The organism is Actinosynnema sp. NPDC037264 (genome assembly GCF_055603705.1).
In genome coordinates this window covers 21884-43597 of sequence record NZ_JBVJVK010000041.1, presented here as the reverse complement: position 1 = coordinate 43597, position 21714 = coordinate 21884, and the positions used below count along the sequence as shown (strand labels likewise).

Annotated in this window: 20 protein-coding genes; 6 read left to right on the top strand and 14 right to left on the bottom strand. The window is 71.1% G+C overall.

Translation table 11 applies throughout. The features are described from left to right. Nucleotides 1–50 precede the first annotated feature (50 nt). Nucleotides 51–1004, bottom strand: coding sequence for a quinone oxidoreductase family protein (locus ACZ7GX_RS32255; RefSeq protein ID WP_498782184.1), 954 nt, complete (start codon nucleotides 1002–1004; stop codon nucleotides 51–53). A 5-nt stretch (nucleotides 1005–1009) separates the two neighbouring features. Next, a complete protein-coding gene (locus ACZ7GX_RS32250; RefSeq protein WP_498782182.1) occupies nucleotides 1010–1801 on the bottom strand; it encodes an SDR family NAD(P)-dependent oxidoreductase in 792 nt (263 codons plus the stop codon). Nucleotides 1802–1927: 126 nt separating this feature from the next. Between ACZ7GX_RS32250 and fabG the strand changes: the two genes are divergently transcribed. After that, complete coding sequence (gene fabG, locus ACZ7GX_RS32245; RefSeq protein WP_498782180.1) at nucleotides 1928–2689, top strand: 3-oxoacyl-ACP reductase FabG; 762 nt, start codon at nucleotides 1928–1930, stop codon at nucleotides 2687–2689. Nucleotides 2690–2691: 2 nt separating this feature from the next. Beyond that, nucleotides 2692–3150: a MaoC family dehydratase gene (locus ACZ7GX_RS32240; RefSeq protein ID WP_498782178.1), complete on the top strand. Its 459-nt coding sequence runs from the start codon at nucleotides 2692–2694 to the stop codon at nucleotides 3148–3150. A gap of 38 nt (nucleotides 3151–3188) precedes the next feature. Here the strand turns inward: ACZ7GX_RS32240 and ACZ7GX_RS32235 are convergent, their stop codons facing one another. From ACZ7GX_RS32235 to ACZ7GX_RS32195, 9 genes are all read right to left on the bottom strand, one after another. Beyond that, entirely contained in the window at nucleotides 3189–3551 is a 363-nt protein-coding gene (locus tag ACZ7GX_RS32235) for a DUF4333 domain-containing protein (RefSeq protein WP_498782176.1), read from the bottom strand. A 187-nt stretch (nucleotides 3552–3738) separates the two neighbouring features. Next, on the bottom strand, nucleotides 3739–4302 hold the full coding sequence (locus tag ACZ7GX_RS32230) for a DinB family protein (RefSeq protein WP_498782174.1): 564 nt from the start codon (nucleotides 4300–4302) through the stop codon (nucleotides 3739–3741). Continuing rightward, nucleotides 4299–4886 (bottom strand): TetR/AcrR family transcriptional regulator, encoded by a 588-nt coding sequence (locus tag ACZ7GX_RS32225; protein WP_498782172.1) that lies wholly within the window; start codon nucleotides 4884–4886, stop codon nucleotides 4299–4301. The genes ACZ7GX_RS32230 and ACZ7GX_RS32225 overlap by 4 nt, the downstream gene beginning before the upstream one ends. 22 nt (nucleotides 4887–4908) lie before the next feature. Beyond that, nucleotides 4909–5658: a hypothetical protein gene (locus ACZ7GX_RS32220; protein ID WP_498782170.1), complete on the bottom strand. Its 750-nt coding sequence runs from the start codon at nucleotides 5656–5658 to the stop codon at nucleotides 4909–4911. Further along, on the bottom strand, nucleotides 5645–7111 hold the full coding sequence (locus ACZ7GX_RS32215; RefSeq protein WP_498782168.1) for a substrate-binding domain-containing protein: 1467 nt from the start codon (nucleotides 7109–7111) through the stop codon (nucleotides 5645–5647). Before ACZ7GX_RS32215 ends, ACZ7GX_RS32220 begins: the two co-directional genes overlap by 14 nt. Further along, complete coding sequence (locus ACZ7GX_RS32210) at nucleotides 7108–8319, bottom strand: hypothetical protein (RefSeq protein ID WP_498782166.1); 1212 nt, start codon at nucleotides 8317–8319, stop codon at nucleotides 7108–7110. Before ACZ7GX_RS32210 ends, ACZ7GX_RS32215 begins: the two co-directional genes overlap by 4 nt. An 83-nt stretch (nucleotides 8320–8402) precedes the next feature. Continuing rightward, complete coding sequence (locus ACZ7GX_RS32205; protein ID WP_498782164.1) at nucleotides 8403–9164, bottom strand: SDR family NAD(P)-dependent oxidoreductase; 762 nt, start codon at nucleotides 9162–9164, stop codon at nucleotides 8403–8405. Beyond that, nucleotides 9165–10367: an acetyl-CoA C-acetyltransferase gene (locus ACZ7GX_RS32200; RefSeq protein WP_498782162.1), complete on the bottom strand. Its 1203-nt coding sequence runs from the start codon at nucleotides 10365–10367 to the stop codon at nucleotides 9165–9167. Nucleotides 10368–10383: 16 nt separating this feature from the next. Further along, nucleotides 10384–11529: an acyl-CoA dehydrogenase family protein gene (locus ACZ7GX_RS32195; protein WP_498782160.1), complete on the bottom strand. Its 1146-nt coding sequence runs from the start codon at nucleotides 11527–11529 to the stop codon at nucleotides 10384–10386. 165 nt (nucleotides 11530–11694) lie between these two features. On the opposite strand from ACZ7GX_RS32195, the gene ACZ7GX_RS32190 reads away from it, so the two are divergent. After that, nucleotides 11695–12240 (top strand): TetR/AcrR family transcriptional regulator, encoded by a 546-nt coding sequence (locus ACZ7GX_RS32190; RefSeq protein ID WP_498782262.1) that lies wholly within the window; start codon nucleotides 11695–11697, stop codon nucleotides 12238–12240. 122 nt (nucleotides 12241–12362) lie between these two features. Here ACZ7GX_RS32190 and ACZ7GX_RS32185 read toward each other — a convergent pair whose 3' ends face one another. Continuing rightward, a complete protein-coding gene (locus tag ACZ7GX_RS32185) occupies nucleotides 12363–12635 on the bottom strand; it encodes a GlsB/YeaQ/YmgE family stress response membrane protein (protein WP_053718253.1) in 273 nt (90 codons plus the stop codon). Between the two features lie 153 nt (nucleotides 12636–12788). Next, the gene (locus tag ACZ7GX_RS32180; RefSeq protein WP_498782158.1) at nucleotides 12789–13586 is read right to left on the bottom strand and encodes a sporulation protein; all 798 of its coding nucleotides are present in this window, start codon (nucleotides 13584–13586) and stop codon (nucleotides 12789–12791) included. 156 nt (nucleotides 13587–13742) lie between these two features. On the opposite strand from ACZ7GX_RS32180, the gene ACZ7GX_RS32175 reads away from it, so the two are divergent. Both ACZ7GX_RS32175 and ACZ7GX_RS32170 read left to right on the top strand, forming a co-directional pair. After that, nucleotides 13743–16724: an acetyl-CoA carboxylase family protein gene (locus ACZ7GX_RS32175; protein WP_498782156.1), complete on the top strand. Its 2982-nt coding sequence runs from the start codon at nucleotides 13743–13745 to the stop codon at nucleotides 16722–16724. After that, a complete protein-coding gene (locus ACZ7GX_RS32170; protein ID WP_498782154.1) occupies nucleotides 16721–18025 on the top strand; it encodes an MFS transporter in 1305 nt (434 codons plus the stop codon). The genes ACZ7GX_RS32175 and ACZ7GX_RS32170 overlap by 4 nt, the downstream gene beginning before the upstream one ends. Before the next feature lie 162 nt (nucleotides 18026–18187). On the opposite strand, the gene ACZ7GX_RS32165 is transcribed toward ACZ7GX_RS32170, so the two are convergent. Then, nucleotides 18188–19072, bottom strand: coding sequence for a hypothetical protein (locus ACZ7GX_RS32165; RefSeq protein ID WP_498782152.1), 885 nt, complete (start codon nucleotides 19070–19072; stop codon nucleotides 18188–18190). Nucleotides 19073–19304: 232 nt separating this feature from the next. Between ACZ7GX_RS32165 and secA2 the strand changes: the two genes are divergently transcribed. Next, nucleotides 19305–21623, top strand: a complete 2319-nt coding sequence (gene secA2 / locus ACZ7GX_RS32160; RefSeq protein WP_498782150.1) for an accessory Sec system translocase SecA2 — start codon at nucleotides 19305–19307, stop codon at nucleotides 21621–21623. Nucleotides 21624–21714 lie beyond the last annotated feature (91 nt).

The following is a 21714-nucleotide window of genomic DNA, read 5'->3' as shown; positions in this document are numbered from 1 at the left end:
CGCACGCGACGGAGCCCTCACCGGAGGAACGGTGAGGGCTCCGTGATGTGTCAGCGTGACGGGTCGAGGACCAGTTTTCCGGTGGTGCGGCGGGCGCGCAGGTCCTCGTGCGCCCGGCGCACCTCGGACAGGCCGTACTCGCCGCCCGGCACGGCGCGCAGGTCGCCCGCCAGGACCAGGTCGAACAGCTCGGCCATGGCGCGGTGGACGACGCGGCCCGGGAGCTTGAACGCGTGCGGCAGCCACATGCCGGCGACGGTGGTCGAGTGGACCAGCAGCTTGCCCGGGGCGATGGGGGTCGGCTGCTCCCGGCTGGCCATCCCGTAGAACGCGAGCCGCCCGAACGGCGCCAGCGCGGCGATGCTCTGGTCGGTCACGGCGCCGCCGGTCATGTCCAGCACGACGTCGACCCGCCGCCCGCCGTTGGCCTCGCGCAGCGCATCGGTCATGTCCGCCGCGGTGGAGTCGACCGCGACGTCCGCGCCCAGGTCCAGCGCGAGCTTGCGCTTGTCCTCGGTGCTCGCGGTGGCGATGACGCGTCCCGCGCCCCACTTCTTCGCCAGCTGCACGGCCAGCGACCCGACCCCGCCGGCGGCGGCGTGCACGACGACGCTCTCCCCCGGCTCGAGGTGCGCGCTGCGTCGCAGCAGGAGCCAGGCCGTCGCCCCCTGCACGACCATGCTCAACGCGGTCAGGTCGTCCACGCCGTCCGGCACGTCGAACGCGGTCGCCTCGGGCACCACGGCCTTCTGCGCGTACCCGCCGAAGTTGGTGAGGCCGACCACGCGCCGGTCGCCCGCCGTGCCGACGACCTCGCCGCCGGGCACCAGCGGCAGCTCCATCTTCGACAGGTAGGAGTTCTCGGCCTGGTGGGTGTCGGCGTAGTTGAGGCCCGCGCGGCTGACGTCGACGAGCAGTTCGCCCTCGCCCGCCACGGGGTCGGGCAGCTCGACCTCGGTGAGGACCTCGGGTCCGCCGAACTCGGTGATCTGGATGGCGCGCACGGTGCTCAGTTCTCCTTGGCGATCGGGTCGTGGTCGAGCCGCACGCGTTCACCGGTGGCGGTGCGCGGGCCCGGCGGGTTGGGGAAGGTGAAGGGCGCGCTGGGACGTCCGGCCTGCACGAACCAGCATTCACCTGGTTTGCCGTCGCGCAACACGGAGACGAACGCGTCGACCACGTCGTCCACGCTCATGACCGGCATCCCAGCGGACTCCAGGGCGGACTTGAAGCCGGTGATGATGGCCGTGTCGGCGAACGACGGGCACACCGCGTTGACGGTGATGCCGTCGGCGGCGACGACCGGCGCCAAGCCGCGCACCAGGCCGACGACGGCGGCCTTGTTCGCGCCGTAGAGGGGGTCCATGGGCATGGCCATCAGGCCCGCCATGCTGGCGGTGGCGACGATGCGCCCGCCGCCCCGCTTCTTCAGCTCGGGCAACGCCGCGTGCACGCCGAACACCACACCGTCGAGGTTGATGCCCATGACCGCGCGGTACCGCTCGGCGTCGAAGTCCTCACCCAGGCCGAAGCCGGTGGCGATGCCCGCGTTGAGCACGGCGATGTCGAGCCCGCCGAACCGCTGCACGGCCGTCGCGACCGCCGCCTCGCTGTGCCGGGGGTCGCGCACGTCGCAGTGCGCGAACACGCCGCCGATCTCGTCGGCCACGGCCTGGCCCCGCGCGTCGTCCACGTCCGCGACGACGACGGACGCGCCGGCGGCGGCCAGTCGGCGTGCCACCCCCGCGCCGATGCCGTTCGCGGCACCGGTGACCAGTGCGACCTTGCCCGAGAACTCCACCGCGCCTCCTCTGGCTGGCATTCCGACCAGTCGGTATGGTTCTCCTGACACGCTCTGGCGTCAAGGCGACGTCGCCGGTAGGTTACTAAGCGGTTGCTTAGGCCCGCAGATCAAGGAGGACTGACCGTGGCCGAGACGGACGCACGGGTGGCCATCGTCACCGGTGCCGCACGCGGCATCGGTGCCGCCGTAGCCACGCGGCTCGCGCAGGACGGCATGGCCGTCGCGCTCCTCGACCTCGACGAGGACAGCTGCGCGGAAGCCGTGGAGAAGATCAAGGCCTCCGGCGGGACCGCGATCGCGGTGGGCGTCGACGTCAGCGACAGCGCGGCGGTGGACGCGGCCGTGCAGCGGGTGGCCGACGAGCTCGGCGCGCCGACCGTGCTGGTCAACAACGCGGGCATCCTGCGGGACAACCTGCTGTTCAAGATGACCGACGACGACTGGGACGCGGTGATCAACGTCCACCTGCGCGGCACGTTCCTGATGAGCCGGGCGGTGCAGAAGTTCCAGACGGCGGCGCAGTGGGGCCGGATCGTCAACCTGTCCAGCACGTCGGCGCTGGGCAACCGGGGCCAGGCGAACTACTCGGCCGCCAAGGCGGGCCTGCAGGGGTTCACCAAGACGCTCGCGATCGAGCTGGGCAAGTTCAACGTGACGGTGAACGCGATCGCGCCGGGGTTCATCGCGACCGACATGACCGCCGCGACGGCGGCCCGGGTCGGTGTCGACTTCGAGGACTTCAAGAAGGGCGCGGCCGCAGCGATCCCGGTGCAGCGCGTCGGCACGCCCGAGGACATCGCGCACACGGCGTCGTTCCTGGTCAGCGAGGGCGCCGGGTTCGTGTCCGGTCAGGTCATCTACGTCGCCGGCGGACCGAAGGACTGACCATGCGGGTATTCGCTGACCTGGAGGAATTCGCGGCCGCCAAGGGCGAGCACCTCGGCCACGGCGAGTGGCACGAGATCACGCAGTCGGAGATCAACCTGTTCGCCGACGCCACCGGCGACCACCAGTGGATCCACGTGGACCTGGAGAAGGCCGCCGCGGGGCCGTTCGGCGCGCCGGTCGCGCACGGCTACCTGACGTTGTCCCTGATCCCGTTGCTCGTGCGGGACATCTACGCGGTGCAGGGGCTGGCCATGGGCGTGAACTACGGGTTGAACAAGGTGCGCTTCCCGAGCCCGGTGACCGTCGGGTCGCGGGTGCGGGCCGGGGCCGAGCTGGCGGAGATCACCGACGCGGCGCAGGGCAAGCAGGCGGTGGTGAAGGTGACCGTCGAGATCGAGGGCAACCCGAAGCCCGGCTGCGTGGCGGAGACCGTGGTCCTGCTGGTGCCGGCCGCCTGAACCGACGGGCACGGCACTCGTCCGGGTGCCGTGCCCGGTCACGGTGACGGCGGGCCCACTTCCAGGTCGCCGCTGTAGGTGTCCTTGATGTGCACCCGCACCTTCCGCTCCCTGCCGTCGTCCATGAACGTGCAGCTGAACGTGACGCCTTCCTTGATGGCGATGTGGCCGGGGCAGGGCGCCGAGCTGTCGTCACCGCTCCACCCCGTGATGCCGGAGTCGGGGTGCTGGTCGCGGAGCTGGTCGAACACCTTGGCGGACAGCTCCATCCGGTCGAACGTCCGCATTTGCTCCAGCTGCACGGTCGCGGTGCCGGAGAGCACGGCGACCGTCAGGACCAGGGCGCACACCGCGGTCACCACGGCCGACAGTGCCAAGGTGACGCGCAAGTAGATCGGCATGCGAAGTATGTAACCGATGAAGCGCCACGCCGGCGGCGTATTGGCCGAGATGTGGCACAACGGTGCTGTGGCGACGGTGACGCCGACCGGCCCGCGGCGGCGAGGTGGAGTTCGACGACGGCGCCCGGCAGGCGTTCGCCGAGGCCCCGGCCGGCAGCACGCCCGGGCGGCCGCGGGGTCTGACGGCTCAGGCCCGCGCCTCGCGGGCGACGCGTTCCAGCTTCGCGTGGTAGGTCTCCCAGTCCACCGACGGCAGGTTGTCGCTGCCCGCGCGCAGACCGGCCGTGCCGTCGACCAGCTCGCGGACGATGTCGGCGTGGCCCGCGTGCCGGTTGGTCTCGGCGATCACGTGGATCAGGACGAGGTGGAGGGTGACCGCACCGCGGTCACCCGGCCACCACGGCACGGCGCCCGGCGAGTCCAGGTCCAGCGCCTCGATCGTCCCGTCCGCGTGCGCGCAGGCACGGCGGTAGAGGGAGACGACGTCCTCACGGGACTCCTCGGCCGTCGCCCACATGTCCACGTTGGGCTCGTCCTCGAAGTCCGCCCACGGCAGCGGCTCGGGGAACGGGCGGCCGAACGTGTCGCCGAAGTAGCCGACCTCGATCCCCGCCAGGTGCTTGACCAGGCCCAACAGGTTCGTCCCGGTCGGCGTCAGCGGACGGCGCGCGTCGTAGGGCGACAGGCCCTCCAGCTTCCACAGCACCGCTTCACGCGCGGACCTCAGGTAGCGGTGCAGGTCGGACTTCACGAAGAACCCTCCGAAACGGGACGCAAGGACGCGAGCAGGAGGTCCGCGAAGTGCCGGCCGACCTGCTTGGCCGACATCGGCCCGTCCGCGCTGTACCACTGGCCGAGGTGGTGGACGGTGCCGAAGAAGTAGTGCACGGTCAGGTCCGCGGGCACGTCCGTGCGGAACACGCCGGCGGCCTGCCCCTCCTCCACCAGCGACCGGAACCGCTCGTGGTAGCGCCGCCGTTCCGCCCGCATCTCGCGCCGCTTGTCCTCGGCCAGGTGGTCGGCCGAGCGGAAGTACACCCGCGCCTGGTCGAAGTTGTCCACCGACGTGACCACGACGTCGACCGCCGCCGCGTGCAGCCGCTCGGCCACCGGCGCGGACCCGGACGCGAAGTGGTCCAGCCGCTCGGTCTGCATCCGCAGCAGGCTGCCGTAGATCTCGTGCAGCAGGTCGTCCTTGGACCCGAAGTAGTGGTACATGGCGCCCTTGGTGACGCCCGCCAGGTCCACGATGTCCTGCACCGCGACCCGGTCGAAGCCCTTGGCGGCGAACAACCGCGTCGCGGCGTCGATCAACCGCTCCGGTACCGATGCCATGGGCCAAGCATCGCACGCCCCGTCACTGGAACATCGCGATCGGCAGGATGACCAGCTCCCGGGTGTCCTCGTTCCACGACTGCACCTTGCCCAGGCAATGGGCGTTGAAGGTCCCTTGGGGCACCGAGTCACCCAGCAGCCAGCGGTCGCCGCACTCCAGCCGCACCTGTGGACCGTCCTCGGCCGGTTCGCCGACCGGAGCGAGGAACACCGTCGTGCCGTTGCTCTGGGACGTCATCCGGCACACGCCCTCCACCCACACGTACCGGGTGACCCGCCGCAGCCTGAGCGGACCGGTCGCCATCTCCCACGAGGCCATCAGCCGCTCGAGGGCCGTGTTCCGCAGCACGGTGCGCTCGTCCAGGTTCACGTACACGATGTCGTCCCTGTTCTCCAGGCCCTTGACCATGTCGCCGACCAGGTCGACCGGCTCGAAGACCTCCTGGACGACCCTGGTCTGCCCTCTTCTGGAGGAGAACTGGCCGATCTCGCCCAGTCCCGGAACGGCTATCTTGCCGTCCTTGGTGAGCTCGGCCGTCGACGTGACGTCGGCGGGGAACCGCGGGATGTCGATCATCGCGATGATGCGCGACACCATCTCCCCGTCGACGTAGACGGGAGGGCCCGGTGTCGGTGACAGAGCGGACTTGCGCGCCGCGCGCCAGGCGAGCACCGCCACCCCGACCGCCACGACGAGCGCCAGGACGGTCACGATCCACACGAGCAGCCACGGCCACCACACCGACCACCACAGTTCCCTACCGACAGCCACGGATCTCCTTCACCGCCTCCAGCAGCGACCCGGTGGTGGCGTCCACCACCCGCCCGCCGGTCGCGCGCGCCACCCGGTCCAGTTCCACCGGGTCGGCCTCGCCGAACCGGATCGCGTACGTGCGCGCGGGCGGGTCCGGCCACTTGCCCAGGAACTCGTCCGCGCTCATCCCCGCGTTGTTCTCGCCGTCGGTCATCAACACCACCGTGCCGTCGCCGACGATCCGGTAGGCGTGGTCGAGCGCCGACCAGATCGCGGTGCCGTCGTCGGCCAACTCGGCCGACGCCAACGCGCCGGCCAGCACTTCGAGGTCCGCGGCCTGTCGCACCACGATGCTGCGCTCCTCCATCACGGTTCCCGCGAACCGCACGAGCACGACCGTCTCCCCCACCCGGAACCGGTCGAACCCGCCCGCACGGCCGAGCGTCGCGAACGCCTCTCGCAGGCCGGCGATCCGCGGGCCCGCCATGGACGTCGAGTGGTCGAGCACGAACACCACCCGGCCCTGCTCGCCGGCCCGGTCGTAGGCGGCCAGCAGGCTGTTCAAGACCTCCTGCGTGCCGGGGAAGTACAGCGCGGTGCCGATGGGCTCGCGCAACTCCTCGGTCCGCTGGACCTGGGGGTCCACGGGCCGGCGCGAGGTCCGCTCCATGATGGCCCGCTGCGCGGACGGCGAGCGCAGCCACTCGACGGCCCGGTCGTACGCGGCCCGCTTGTCCGGCTTGAGCAGCATCAACGGGTAGTCGGACAGGACGATGCCGTCCTTCGGGTACACGACCTCCAACGGCTCGCGGAGCCGCCCGGACGCGTTCAGCGACAACACGGTCGACTCGTACGCGACCACGGCGTCCACGTCGTCCTGCCGCCGCACGTACTCGTCACCGACCTCGGCCGCGCCGGACGCGCCGAACGCCTGGCCGGTGAGGAAGCCCTGGAGCTTGTCGCAGGTGACGTCCTCGGGCCGCAGCGCCGCACCGGTGCCCGCGGCGGCCGTCGCCACGCCGATCAACGCCGCCATCCCGCTGCCGGACACCCGCGGGTCGGCCATGCCGAAGCGCAGCTCCCCCGCCGCCGCACGGCTCGCCACGTCGGCCCACGAGGCGCCGCGCAACGCCTCCGCCTTGCCCGCCTTCACGCCCAGCACGAGCGGCGAGAGCATCGTGGGGGTGGACAGCGGCAGGTCCACGCCCTTCAGCGCCAGGTACCGGTTCGTGGACAGCCACGCCAGGTCGTGGTCCGCGCCGCCCGCCGCCAGCTCCTCGGCGGCCCGGATGGTGCCCCTGCGGTCGAGCTTCAGCTCCACCCCGGTGTCCCGGCGCAGGTCGGCCAGCAGCGGCTCCAGGTCCGCCAGCTCGGAACTGGCCAGCACGGTCAGCGCGGCCGGTTCGGGCGTGCCGGTGGTGCAGCCGCCGAGGACCGCCGCGGCCACCAGGAGCAGGACCGGCAACCTCATATCGGCACCCGGATCTCCGGGCAGTCGCCGACCTCCCTGATCATGGCCTCCAGGTTGTCCGGCCTGGGCAGCAGGCCTTCGGTGCTGCTCAGGGCGGGCTCCGGCAGACCGCGTTCCCTCAGCAGGTGGGGCAGGGCGGTCGGCTCCTTGTTGTCCAGCCGGAACCCCAGTTCCAGGGCACGTCGGCGCAGACCGGGGTCGTCGCGCACCAGGTCGCCGACCAGCTCCCCGGCCGGGCTGAACGCGATGAGCCGCGGCTCGGTGCGGTGGTGCGCGTCGGGGTAGAGCAGCACCCGGTCGGTGTCGGCCGCACCGGTCCGCGCCACCGCGGTGAACTGGTGCGCGATGTACTGGTGCTCGTACATGACGCCGACCGGGGCACTGGTGCGGCCGTCGGGGTGGAAGAACGAGGTGCCGATGCCGGAGCCGTGCAGGCCCTCGATCTCGAACACCGGCTTGATCCTCTCCGCCACCTCCGGCGCGCTGCGCTCGTTGGGCGGGACGGAGTTGTTGGCCGCGAACGCGACCAGCCCGAGCCAGGCCGAGCCGGAGTAGGAGTCGCACGGGTTCGGCGTCTGCGCGACGACCTGGTTGCGGTTGTCGACGCGCGGGTCCACCTGCGCCCAGGTCTTCGTCGGCGCGCCGTTCCCGGGGAGGGACAGCTCGTTGACGAAGACGTCCAGCTTGAGGGTGTAGTAGAGGCCGAGGCCCTTCTCGTCGTCCTGCTTCACCGCCGCGCCGGCGCGCACCAGGGCTTCCGCGTACTCCCTGAACGCGCCCAGCACGAGGGGGCTCGCGAACGGGTAGTAGGCCCGACCGCCGAACCGCTCGTGGATCAGCTCGGCCGAGGCCTGGCCGGACGGCATCACGAAGTCGAACTCGTGCACCCGGTCCTGCCGGTCCCTGATGAGCTGCCGCGAGCCGCCCGAGTCGGTGACCTGCACGTCGACGCCGTGGGACATCAGGATCCGGCGGACCTCGGGATCCTGGAAGTACACGATCTTGGACGCCATCATGGCGCGCACCACCGTGATGCCCCGGAACGGCAGCGCGATCGTGCCGGACGTGAGCATCGCGATCACACCGGCGAGCGCGACCGCCACCGATACGCCGAACGGCAGCAGATAGCGCTTGCGCAGGTAGATCGCCCGGGTCTTCGGCCTGCGGACGGCGAAGGCCGGCTCTGCGGTGGAACGGTTCGCGACCACGGAACTCCCCCGTGCGGACGGCGATCTCCCCTGCCTACCAGGCTAGGTCGTCGCGCCGCCGCGGTGGGTTACAAGTCGGGTGATCAGCCTCCGAGGGTCACGCCGCCGTCGACCACGAACGTCGCGCCGGTGGTGTAGCCGCCCGCCGCCGACGCCAGGAAGACGACGGCCGCGGCCAGCTCCTCCGGGTCGCCCACGCGGCCCAGCGGCAGCCGGGAGATGTGCGCTTCGAGGTAGCCCTCGGGGTACTGGTCGGTCATCTCGGAGGCGAAGTAGCCCGGCGCGAGCGCGTTGACCCGGATGCCCTTGCGGCCGGTCCACTGCTGCGCCAGGTCGCGGGTCAGGCCGAGCAGACCCGCCTTGGACGCCGAGTACGCCGCCTGCGGCAGGCCGCCGGAGACCAGGCCGAGCACGCTGGAGACGTTGACGATCGAACCGCCGTTCGCCATCACGGCCGCCGCCGCCTGCGCCATCCAGTACGCGCCGTTGAGGTTGACGTCCATGACGCCGAGGAACTGCTCGGGCGTCTCCCGGGACGCGGGCACCGCCGACGCCACGCCCGCGTTGTTCACCAGCACGTGCACCGGGCCGAACTCCGCCGCGGCACGCGCCACCTCACGGCAGTCGTCCGGCTGCGCCACGTCCGCCCGCACGACCAGCGCGCGCCGACCGGCGTCCTCCACCAGCTGGGCGGTGTCCTTGAGCCGGTCGGCCCGCCGGGCGGCGAGCACCACGTCCGCGCCCGCCTCCGCCAGGCCCTTGGCGAACGCCACCCCGAGGCCCGAGGACGCGCCGGTGACGATCGCGACCTGCCCGTCCAGCCGGAACTTGTCCAGGATTCCCATTCAGCTCAACCTCTCCAGGATGATCGCCATGCCCTGACCGCCGCCGACGCACATCGTCTCCAGCCCGAACTGCGCGTCACGGGCGCGCATCCCGTTGATCAGGGTGGTCATGATGCGGGCGCCGGTGGAGCCGAACGGGTGGCCGAGCGCGATCGCGCCGCCGTGCACGTTCAGCTTGTCCATGTCGATGCCGAGCGCGCGCTGGCTGCCCAGCACCTGCACCGCGAACGCCTCGTTGATCTCGACCAGGTCGATGTCGTCGACGGTCAGGTTCGCGTGCGCGAGCGCCTGCTTGGTGGCGTCGACGGGGCCGAGCCCCATGATCTCCGGCGAGAGGCCGGACACGCCGGTGGACACGATGCGCGCCAACGGGGTCAGGCCCAGCTCCTTGGCCCGCACGTCGCTCATCACGACCACGGCCGCCGCGCCGTCGTTGAGGGGGCAGCAGTTGCCGGGCGTGACGGTCCCTTGTGGACGGAACGACGGGTTGAGCGCCGACACCGCGTCGTAGGTGACGCCACGGCGCGGACCGTCGTCGGTGTCGACGACCGTGCCGTCCGGGAGGGTGACCGGGGTGATCTCGCGGGCGAAGAAGCCGTCCGCGATGGCCTTCTCCGCCAGGTTGTGCGAGCGGACGCCGAACTCGTCCTGGTCACGACGGCTGATGCCGAGCGCGGTGGCGACGTTCTCGGCGGTCTGGCCCATCGCGATGTAGTAGTCCGGCAGCTCGCCGTCCTGGCGCGGGTCGTGCCACGGCTCGTTGGTCTCCGCGGTGCGTTGAGTGCGTTCGCGCGCGGCGTCGAAGAGCGGGTTGAAGTGCGGGTCGCCGTGCCGGTAGCGGGAGACGCACTCCACGCCGGCGCTGATGAACGCGTGGCCCTCGCCCGCCTTGATGGCGTGGAAGGCCATGCGCGCGGTCTGCACGGACGACGCGCAGAACCGGTTGACCGTGGTGCCGGGCAGGGTGTCCAGGCCGAGCTGCACGGCGATGCGGCGGGCCACGTTCTGCCCGTGCTCGTCCTGCGGCTCGGCGCACCCCAGGTGCAGGTCGGTGATCTCGGCGCGGTCCAGCTCGGGGACCTGGTCGAGCGCGGCGGCGACGATCCGCGCGGCCAGGTCGTCCGGGCGCAGGTCGACCAACGAGCCCTTGCGCGCCCGACCGATCGGGGAACGCGAGGTGGCGACGATGACAGCCTCGGGCATGGCGGTGCTCCTGTGTCTAGAGGCCGAGGTCGCGGCCGATGAGTTCCTTCATGATCTCGTTGGAGCCGGCCCAGATCCGGGTCACCCGGGCGTCCATCCAGGCGCGCGCCACGCGGTACTCGGTCATGTAGCCGTAGCCGCCGTGCAGCTGCACGCAGGCGTCGATGACGTCGTTCTGCACGTCCGCGCTCCACCACTTGGCCTTGGCCGCGTCCACGGCGGTCAGCTCGCGGCGGGTGTGCGCGTCGGTGCACTGGTCCAGGAACGCCTGCGTCACGTCGATCCTGGTGACCAGCTCGGCGAGGGTGAACTTGTTGTGCTGGAAGGAGCCGATGGCCTGGCCGAACGCCTTGCGCTCCTTGGTGTACTCGATCGTCTCGAGCAGGATCTGCTTGGCGTGGGCCAGGTTGGAGATCGCGCCGCCGAGGCGTTCCTGCGGCAGGCGTTCCATCATGTAGATGAAGCCCTGGTCGACCTCGCCGATGACGTTCTCGGCCGGGATGCGCACGTCCTCGAAGAACAGCTCGGCGGTGTCGGACTCGGGCTGGCCGACCTTGTCCAGCTTGCGGCCGCGCTCGAAGCCCTTCATGCCGGTCTCGACGGCGAACAGGGTGATGCCGCGGGCCTTCTTCTCCGGGCTGGTGCGCGCGGCGACGACGATCAGGTCGGCGGAGAAGCCGTTGGTGATGAACGTCTTGGAGCCGTTGAGGACCCAGTCGCCGCCGTCGCGCACGGCGGTGCTCTTGAGCGCGGCCAGGTCGGAGCCGCCGGAGGGCTCGGTCATGCCGATGCCGGTCGTCAGCTCGCCCGAGCAGAACCTCGGCAGCCAGCGCTGCTTCTGCTCGTCGGTGCACAGGTCGACCAGGTAGGGCGCGACGACGTCGCCGTGGATGCCCAGGCAGGACGACATGCCGGCGCTGACCTTGGACAGCTCCTCGCCCAGCACGGCGTTGAACCGGTAGTCGTTCGCGCCGCTGCCGCCGTGCTCCTCGGGGACCTCCAGGCCGAGCAGGCCCTGCTTGCCCGCTTCGAGCCACACGTCGCGGTCGATGTGGCGCTGCTCGACGAACCGCTCGTAGTTCGGGGTGAGCGTGCGGTCGCAGAACGCCCGCGCGGTCTCGCGGAACGCTTCGTGGTCGGGTTCGAACAGCGAGCGGCGCACTCTCGTTTCCTCCATACTAAGCGGTTGCTTAGGTCTAAGCGTGTGCTTAGCCTGCGGTATCGTTCGGGTTCGTGTCAAGGAGGGCCGGCTGTGACGACGACCAGTGGTGAGTTCGCGCTCCTGGATGAGACGTGGTCCTCGGTGACGCCGCCGGCGGCCAGGCGGATGCTGATCGCCGCCGCGGCCGCGTTCTCGGTGCGGGGGTACCACGCGACGACGACCCGTGACATCGCGGCGCAGGCCGGCATGTCACCCGCGGCGGTCTACATCCACTACCGGTCCAAAGAGGAACTGCTGTTCCACATCTCGCGGATCGGGCACGCGACGTCGTTGTCGGTGTTGACGGGCGTGTCCGAGGTGGACCCGGTGGCGCGGCTGGCGGCGGCCGTGCGGGCGTTCGCGTCGTGGCACGCGGAGTACCACACGACGGCGCGGGTCGTGCAGTACGAGCTGAGCGCGTTGACGCCGGAGCACCTGGCCGAGGTGGTGGAGCTGCGGCGGCGGATCGAGGCGGCGGTGCGCGACATGGTCTCGGACGGCGTCCGCGCGGGCGCGTTCGACGTGCCGGACGTGCGCGGGGCGACGTTGGCGGTGCTGTCGCTGTGCATCGACGTGGCCCGCTGGTACCAGCCCGCCGGCCGCCGCACGCCGGCCGAGATCGGCGACCTCTACGCGGACCTGGTCCTGCGCATGGTGGGCGCCACCACCTGACCCGCGCGTGCCCTGCGCCCGAAGCGCGCGTCCTACGTCCCGGCGCCCCGAGTTGAACGCTCAGGACGGCGAGCCGTGCGCTGAGCGTTCAACATCGGTGTTCCGACCGTAGGACACGCGGGCTAGCGGACGGATTTCTTGCCGTAGAACCCTGCGACGAGGCTGACGCCGATGGCGGCGATGATCACCTGCACGATGATCTCGATCCAGTCGATGCCGGGCGTGTCCTCCACGCCGAGCGCCCGGGCGATGAACGTGCCCAGGAACGCCGCCACGATGCCGACGATGATCGTCAGCCAGATGGGGATGGCCTGCTTGCCCGGCGCGATGAGCTTGCCCAGCAAACCGATGATGAGACCCACGATCAGAGCGCTGATCACACCGCCGATGCCCACGATGCCTCCTGCGGGTTAGTCGCCTTCGAAGAAGTCCCCGACCGCGTCGAGGGCCTCATCGGTCATCATCCCCACCGCAGACGCCGTCCGCAGCGCCAGCGGCGACCGGGCGAGCCCTGCCCGCACGCCGCGGCGACGTCCGCGCGGGCCGCCCTAGTGGCCGAAACCGTGGGAAGATCGCCTCCCGGAGACCTGGTCCATCCACTGGTGCAGCAGCGCCGCCCAGTCCGTGCGGATCACCTCATCGTGCGACATGGCGAAGTGCCCGAACGAGTCGCCGCCCGCCCGGAACAGCCCACCGCGGCGGTCGGCCTCCAGCACCACGTACAGCCGGTGCGGGTCGGCGACGAAGGTCAGCTCCAGCTGGCTGATCTTGGCCAGGAACTGCCCCGGCGGCAGGAACTCGATCTCCTGGTAGAACGGCAGCTGCTGCGGCACGCCCCGGATCCGCCCCGACTCGTTGTCCGCGCGCTGGAAGCGGAACCCGAGGGCGCCGAACGCGTTCAGCACGTGCTCCTGCGAGCGCATCGGGTGCACGGCCACCGGGTCGAGGTCGCCCGGGTCGACGGCGCCGCGCACCTCCAGCTCCGTGCGCAGGCCCATCGTCATGCCGTGCAGGTGCTGCCCGTGCACGACGGTCACCGGCGTCTCCAGCGGCACCGGGAACTGGAACGGCAGCACCAGGTTCTGCCCCGGCGCGACGACGATCTGCCTGCCGACGACGACCCGCGCGAACTCGACGTTGCGGTTGTGCTCGTTGTCGCCGCTCTCCACCTCGACCCGGGTGACGAGGGACAGCTTGACCTCGTCGATCTCGGCGGGGTGGTCGCCGCCCGCGATGCGCACCTCGCCGGTCAGCGCCTCGCCCGGCCGGGTGTTCGGGTTGGCCAGCACCGTGTCCACCGACGGACCGCCGACTCCGAACGCGCGCAACATCCTCTTGAAAACCACGGTGGGTGCCTCCTGGCCTGCTCTGTGTCACGCCCTTGACCTCGGGTTTCTTCAAGGACGCCTCGACAGGTGCATCGGTTCCCCTGGACGAACGCCAAGCGCGGATGCCAGTATGCGACCGCGGTCACATACTAAGCGGTCGCTCAGGAGGTTGAAGTGCCCACGCTGCTCGTCGCCAACCGGGGAGAGATCGCCGTCCGGGTGCTGCGCGCCGCCGCCGACCTCGGCTGGCGGACCGTCGCCCTGGTCACCGACTCCGACGACGCGCACGGCCGGTTCGCCGACCGCGCCGTCCGGCTGCAAGGCTCCTACCTGGACGTGGACGCCGTCCTCGCCGCCGCCGACGGGTGCGACCTGGTGCACCCCGGCTACGGGTTCCTGGCCGAGAACGCCCGGTTCGCCCGCCGCTGCGCCGAGGCCGGGCTGACGTTCGTCGGACCGCCGCCGGAAGTGCTGGAGCTGCTCGGCGACAAGAGCCGGGCCCGTGCCCTGGCCGCCGAGGTCGGCGTGCCGGTGCTCGCGGGCGCCGAGGACGAGTTCGAGGACTTCTTCCGCGCGCACGGCGCGGTGGTCGTGAAGGCCGTGGCCGGTGGCGGCGGCAAGGGCGTGCGCGTGGTGCGCCGCCTCGCCGACCTCGCCGCGGCCGTCGAGCGGTGCCGGGCCGAGGCGCTGGCCGCGTTCGGCGACGGCACGGTGTTCGTCGAGGAGCTGCTCGAACCCGCGCGGCACGTCGAGGTGCAGCTGGTCGGCACGACGGTGCTCGGCGACCGCGACTGCTCGTTGCAGCTCAGGCACCAGAAGCTGGTCGAGGTCGCGCCCGCGCCCGACCTCTCCCCCGACCTGCGGTCCGCGCTGCACGACGCGGCGGCCACGATCGCGCGCGCCGTCCGGTACACCGGGCTGGGCACGGTGGAGTTCCTGGTCGCGCCGGACGGCCGGTTCGCGTTCCTGGAGGCCAACCCGAGGCTCCAGGTCGAGCACACCGTCACCGAGCAGGTCACCGGGCTGGACCTGGTGCGCGCGCAACTGCTGCTCGCGGCCGAGGTCGAGCCGGACCTGACGCACACGCCACGCGGCAGCGCGCTGCAACTGCGCGTGAGCCTGACGTCCGCGGGGCGGCTGTCGGCGTTCGTCCCGCCAACAGGACCGGGCGTGCGGGTCGACACGCACGCGTCGGTCGGCTACCGGGCGGGCCTCGGCTTCGACCCGTTGCTGGCGAAGGTCGTGGTGCACGCCGACGACCTGGAGACCGCGCTGCGCCGGGCCCGCCGCGCGCTGGACGAGTTCACCGTGGACGGTGCGCGCACGAACATCGGCTTCCTGCGCGGGCTCCTGGACCACCCGGACGTCCTGAAAGCGCACACGGGCCTGGTCGACTCACTGCCCCGCGAGGACACCGGAGCGCGCGCTCCCGTGCAGGGAACGGTCGTCGCGATCGAGTCCGGCACGGTCGTCGTGGAAGCGATGAAGATGCAGCACGTCGTGCCGATCGGCGACGCGCGGGTGCTGGTCGAGGTCGGCGACACGGTCGCGGAGGGCGCGTTGCTGGCCGAGGGCGTGGACCTCGCCGTCGAGGAGAAGGCCGTCGAGGTCGACCTGGACGACGTGCGGCCCGACCTCGCGGAGACGTTGGCGCGCCACGACTTCTCACGTCCCGAGGCGGAGGCGAAGCGGCACGCGGCCGGCCGCCGCGCGGTCCGGGAGAACATCGCCGACCTGTGCGAGGAGTTCGTGGAGTACGGCGGGCTGGCCATCGCCGCGCAACGCCGCCGCCGGTCGTTGGACGAGCTGGTCGAGCGCACGCCCGCGGACGGGCTGGTGGCGGGCGTCGGTCGGGTGAACGGCGGCCAAGTCGTCGCGATGTCCTACGACTACACGGTCATGGCGGGCACGCAAGGGCTGCGCAACCACGCCAAGAAGGACCGGATGTTCGAGCTGGCCGAGCAGCGGCGGCTGCCCGTGGTGCTGTTCGCCGAGGGCGGCGGCGGGCGGCCCGGCGACACCGACCACGGCGGCGTCAGCGGGCTGGACTGCCTGGCGTTCCACCTGTTCGCCAAGCTGTCCGGGTTGGTGCCGCTGATCGGCATCGCGTCGGGCCGCTGCTTCGCGGGCAACGCCGTGCTGCTGGGCACGTGCGACGTGGTCATCGCGACCCGTGACGCGACCATCGGCATGGGCGGCCCGGCGATGATCGAGGGCGGCGGGCTCGGCGTGTTCCGGCCCGAGGAGGTCGGGCCGGTCGACGTTCAGGTGCCCAACGGCGTGATCGACGTGCTCGTGTCCGACGAGGCCGAGGCCGTCGCGGTGGCCAAGAAGTACCTGTCGTACTTCCAAGGTCACCCCGATGGGACGCGCACCGACGCCTGGGAGTGCCCCGACCAGCGGCTGCTGCGGCACCTCGTGCCGGAGAACCGGGTCCGCGCCTACGACGTGCGGACCGTGGTGGAGACGCTCGCCGACACCGGCTCGGTGCTGGAGCTGCGGCGCGAGTTCGGCCGCGGCATCGTCACCGCCCTGGTCCGGGTCGAGGGCAGGCCGCTGGGGCTGATCGCGAACGACCCCGGCCACCTCGGCGGCGCGATCGACGCCGACTCCGCCGACAAGGCCGCGCGGTTCCTCCAGCTGTGCGACGCGTTCGACCTGCCGGTGGTGTCGCTGTGCGACACGCCGGGGTTCATGGTCGGGCCGGACGCCGAGCGCACCGCGACCGTGCGGCACCTGACCCGGATGCTCGTGGCCGGCGCGAACCTCGACGTGCCGTTCGGGTTCGTGGCGCTGCGCAAGGCCTACGGGCTGGGCGCGCAGGCGATGGCGGCGGGCAGCTTGAAGGTGCCGCTGTTCGCGGTGTCGTGGCCCAGCGGCGAGTTCGGCCCGATGGGGCTGGAAGGCGCGGTGCGGCTCGGGTACCGGCGCGAGCTGGACGCCATCGACGACCCGGCCCAGCGCAAGGAGATGTTCGAGGCGATGGTCTCCGCCGCCTACGAGCACGGCAAGGCGCTCAACGTGGCGTCCGCGTACGAGATCGACGACGTGATCGACCCCGCCGACACCCGGCGCTGGATCACCACCCTGCTCACCGGCCCCGACCCCGTCCAGGTCAGGACCGGCAAGAAACGCCCGTTCGTGGACACCTGGTGAAAGGGAACAAGCACATGGTCACGACCGCTCCCCCCGAGCGGCGCACGTTGCGCAAACTCATGGCGGCCGGGCTCGTCGGCTCCTCGCTCGAGTGGTACGACTTCTTCATCTACGCGACCGCCGCGGCGCTGGTGTTCCCCAAGTTGTTCTTCCCCGAGGCGTCGCCGCTGATCGGGCTGCTGCTGTCGTTCAGCACGTTCTGGGCGGGGTTCATCGCCCGACCGGTCGGCGGGCTGGTGTTCGGGCACGTCGGCGACAAGTTCGGCCGCAAGCCCGCGCTGGTGACGTGCCTGGCGCTGATGGCCGCGGCGACGTTCCTGATCGGGTTGCTGCCGACCAGCGCGACGCTGGGCGTGATGGCGCCGGTGCTGCTGGTGGTGCTGCGGTTCCTCCAGGGGATCGCGGTGGGCGGGCAGTGGGGCGGTGTCGTGCTGCTGCTGACCGAGACCGCGGGGCCGCAGCGGCGTGGGTTCGCCGGGACGTTCGGGCAGGCGGGCGTGCCGCTGGGCGTGATCCTGGGCAACGTCGCGTTCCTGGTCGTGGGCGCGACCGTGCCGGCCGCTTCGTTCGCGACGTGGGGGTGGCGGGTGCCGTTCCTGGCTAGCGCGCTGCTGTTCCCGGTGGTGCTGTTCATCCAGTTGAAGGTCGAGGACAGCCCGGTGTTCCGGGAGATCAAGGAACGGCGTGGCGACGGTCCCGCGCCCGCGCCGTTGCGGGAGGTGCTGCGGACGCACCGCAAGCCGGTGCTGCTCGGCGCGGGGCTGATGTTCGCGTCCAACGCGGTGTTCTACGTGAGCATCGCGGGCGTGCTCGACTACGCGACGCGTGAGCTGGGGTTGGCGCGGAACTCGGTGCTCGTGGTGACGCTGCTGTCGTCGCTGGTCAGCGTGCCGGTCATCCTGCTGGCGGGGCGTTGGTCGGACCGGCACGGCAGGCGTCCGCTGATCGTGGCGGGCGCGGTGGCGATGATCGTGTGGGCGTTCCCCTACTTCTGGCTGATCGACACCGCGTCGCTGGGGCTGATCTTCGTCGCGCTCGCCGTGTCGGGGGTGGGGTCGAGCCTGGTCTACGGGCCGGTGGCGGCGTACCTGGCGGAGCTGTTCGAGCCGGGGGTGCGGTACTCGGGGGCGTCGCTGGCGTACCAGCTGGCGTCGATCCTGGTCAGCGGCGGCACACCGTTCATCATGACGGCGTTGCTGGTGGCGACCGGGACATCACTCTCGGTGTCCGCGTTCCTGCTGGTCATGGGCGTGGTGACGCTGGCGTCCGTCCTCGGACTGCGCGAAACGCACAAGCGCTAACATCTGCCGACTTCCCATCCGTTATATTCCACACCGGTTGGAATATAACCCTCGATTGCAATTGGGAATGAGGTTGCTTTGACCGGGGAACGGCCCATCGGCGGCGAAAGCGGCAACGACGGCTGACGTCGGCGGCATTGCGCACCGCGAGAAGGGGCGGCCTCATGCGGGGCCGTCCCTTCCCTTGAGCTCGAGTCGCATCCCCACGCTTTCGTGCACCGGCAGGTCGAACCCCTCGAAGAGGAACACCGGCCTGCCGTCCTCGTCGTTCGCCGGACCGCAGGAGTAGCCGTTCTGGTGCTCCTCGAAGCCCACCGGCTCGATGTAGGCGTCGAAACCGCGCGGCAGCGCCACCTTGTACCGCGCGTAGACGACCGGAGTGGCGAACTGGAGCTTGAACGTGTCGGGACGGCGGTCGCGCATCAGTGGTGAGCACATCGCGGGCCAGCTGAACTCCACCGCGATGGTGATCTCGCTGTCGACCTTCGGCGGTTCGGGGAAGTGCACCATCAGCACGAGCTGCCCGTCCTTCAGCCAGGCCACGGTCGTGCTCAGGCTGGCGCCGGGCAGGTCCCCGATCAGCAGTTTGCGCACCTCGACGCGAACCTTGCGGCGATACCTGGCCGGCTGCGCCCAGCCGCAGCCCTGCACCAGGCGCAGCACGCGCAGGTCGTTGAGGACCTTCGCCCGGATCGTGAGCTGCTTGCGCGCGTCGCCATTGGGCTCGACGGCGACGTACTCCTCCCACGTGATGACGTCGTACGACGGGTGGCGGTCATCGGCGACCCGCTTCGAGTACTTGGAGACCAGCTCTTTGTGCAGCTCGAGTTGACGCACGAGGTCGCGCCGGTCGGACAGCAGCAGCAGGCCGAACGAGAGCACGGCGAGAATGGAGGCAACGAGGGCGCCCGCTTTGACCGCGGCATTCCCGAACACCGCGCCCAAGAGCACCGCGAACGACATGATGCCGACGACCGCTTTCACGACCGCCGCCGAGCCCTCATCGACGAGGAGGTCGTCGAGCCACTGGACGAACCGTTTCAGCACGCCGCCCCCTACGAGACGTGATCACGCCTGGGAATCGGAGGTTATCGGTCAGTAGTCACGATCGGGAGCACCCGAGTGGCCCCGGCTCCCGGAGACAGTCGAGTTCGCCCACTCGGAGGCAGCCTCGCCCGCAGTTCTACGGGCGGTGCGCACAAGATCGACTCGTCTGACGAGTGAACTGTCAACCGGGTGACGTGCGGAACGTTGTGCGCTTGCCGTACGTTGCCGTGCCGTGACCACTCTCCTGGGACGGTTCAAGCAGCGGATGCGGCGGTTCGCGCAGAAGCCCGGCTCCGCCGACCTCACGCCCTACCGGAAGCTGCTCGACGAGGTCAACGAGCAGTCCGAACGCGTGAAGAAGCTCAGCGACGAGGAGCTGACCGCCGCGGCCGCCGCGCTGCGCGACAAGTCGGACTTCGGCCGCCCCGAGCTGGTGGAGGTGTGCGCGCTCGGCCGCGAGGCCGCCGACCGCGCGCTCGGCCTGCGCCCGTTCGACGTGCAGATCCTCGGTGCGCTGGGCCTCCTGGAGGGCCACGTGGTCGAGATGGCCACCGGTGAGGGCAAGACGCTCTCCGGCGCCATCGCCGCGGCCGGCTTCGCGTTGCGCGGCGACCAGGTGCACGTGGTCTCGGTCAACGACTACCTGGCCCAGCGCGACGCCGAGTGGATGGGCCCGCTCTACGAGCTCATGGGCGTGAAGGTCGGCTGGATCAACCAGAGCTCCAAGCCCGAGGAGCGCCGCGCCGCCTACCAGGCCGAGGTCATGTACGCCTCGGTCTCGGAAATCGGCTTCGACGTGCTGCGCGACCGGCTGGCCACCGACGAGGGCAACCTCATCGTGCCCAAGCCGCGCGTCGCCCTCGTCGACGAGGCGGACTCGGTCCTGGTGGACGAGGCGCGCGTGCCGCTGGTCCTGGCGGGCTCCACGGCGGGCCCGGCGGTCGACCCGGCGCTGGCCGACCTGGTCAAGCGGCTGCGCCGCGACCTGCACTTCGAGATCGACGACGAAGAGCGCAACGTCTACCTCACCGGCGCGGGCAGCGAGCTGGTCGAACGGGCGCTCGGCGGCATCGACCTGTACTCCGACGAGCACGTCTCGACCACGCTGAGCAAGGTCAACGTGGCCCTGCACGCGCAGGTCCTGCTGCACCGCGACGTGGACTACATCGTCCGCGACGGCAGGGTGCACCTGATCAACGACACCCGCGGCCGGATCGCGAAGCTCCAGCGCTGGCCCGACGGCCTCCAGGCGGCGGTCGAGGCCAAGGAGAACGTGGCGACCACGGACGCGGGCGAGGTGCTGGACTCGATCACCGTCCAGGCGCTGCTCAGCCGCTACCCCACGGTCTGCGGCATGACCGGCACCGCGGTGGCCGTCGCCGAGCAGCTGCGCGACTTCTACCAGCTGGAAGTGCTGGTCATCCCGCCGAACGTGGAGACGATCCGGGAGGACGAGGCGCCCCGGCTGTACGCGACGCTGGAGCAGAAGGAAGCGGCCGTCGTCGCCGAGATCAAGGAGGTCCACGAGACGGGCCGCCCGATCCTGGTCGGCACGCTGGACGTGGCCGAGTCCGAGCGCCTGTCCCGCAAGCTCGCCGAGGCGGGCCTGGACTGCGTGGTGCTCAACGCCAAGAACGACGCCGAGGAAGCCGCGATCATCGCCGACGCGGGCTCGTTCCAGCGGGTCACCGTGTCGACCCAGATGGCGGGCCGCGGCACGGACATCCGGCTCGGCGGGCACGACTCGACCGACCGGGAGCGCATCGCCGAGCTCGGCGGCCTCTACGTGATCGGCACCGGCCGCCACTCCAGCAGCCGGCTGGACGACCAGCTGCGCGGTCGCGCGGGCCGCCAGGGCGACCCCGGCGGGTCGGTGTTCTTCTCCTCGTTGCAGGACGACCTGGTCACGCAGTACGTGCCCGACCACGACGAGCCGGCGGAGGTGGACGAGGACGGCCGCATCACGGACTCCGGCACGCTGCACACCGTGGAGCACGCGCAGCGCGTCGCCGAGGGCGTGCACCTGGAGATCCACCGCAACACCTGGCGGTACAACAAGCTGATCGAGCACCAGCGCCAGCTGCTGCTGGAGTACCGGGACAAGCTGCTGCGCACCGACCTGGCGTGGCAGGAGCTCTCCGAGCGCAAGCCGGACAAGGCGCACGAGATCAAGGACCTGGACACCGACGTGAAGGTCGGCGCGGCCCGGTTGATCGCGCTGCACCACCTCGACCAGCGGTGGAGCGACCACCTGACGTTCCTGACCGACCTGCGCGAGGGCATCCACCTGCGGGCGCTGGCGCGGCAGAACCCGCTCGACGAGTTCCACCGGGAGGCGATCCCGGCCTACCACAAGATCATCCCGGACGCGTGGGACGAGGCGGAGGAGACCTTCGCCAAGGTGGAGATCGACGCCGACGGCGCGCACCTCGCCGAGGCGGGCGTGCAGCGCCCGAACACCACCTGGACCTACCTGGTCAACGACAACCCGTTCTCCTCGGGCCTGGAGGAGACGTTCAAGGGCCTGGTCAAGCTGGTCCGGCGCCGCTGACCGCGTCCGTGGGGGGGGGGGGGGGGGGGGGGGGGGCCCGGACGGGGGTTCGAGGAAAGGAGGGGGGGAACTTCCCTCCCCCCCCCACGCA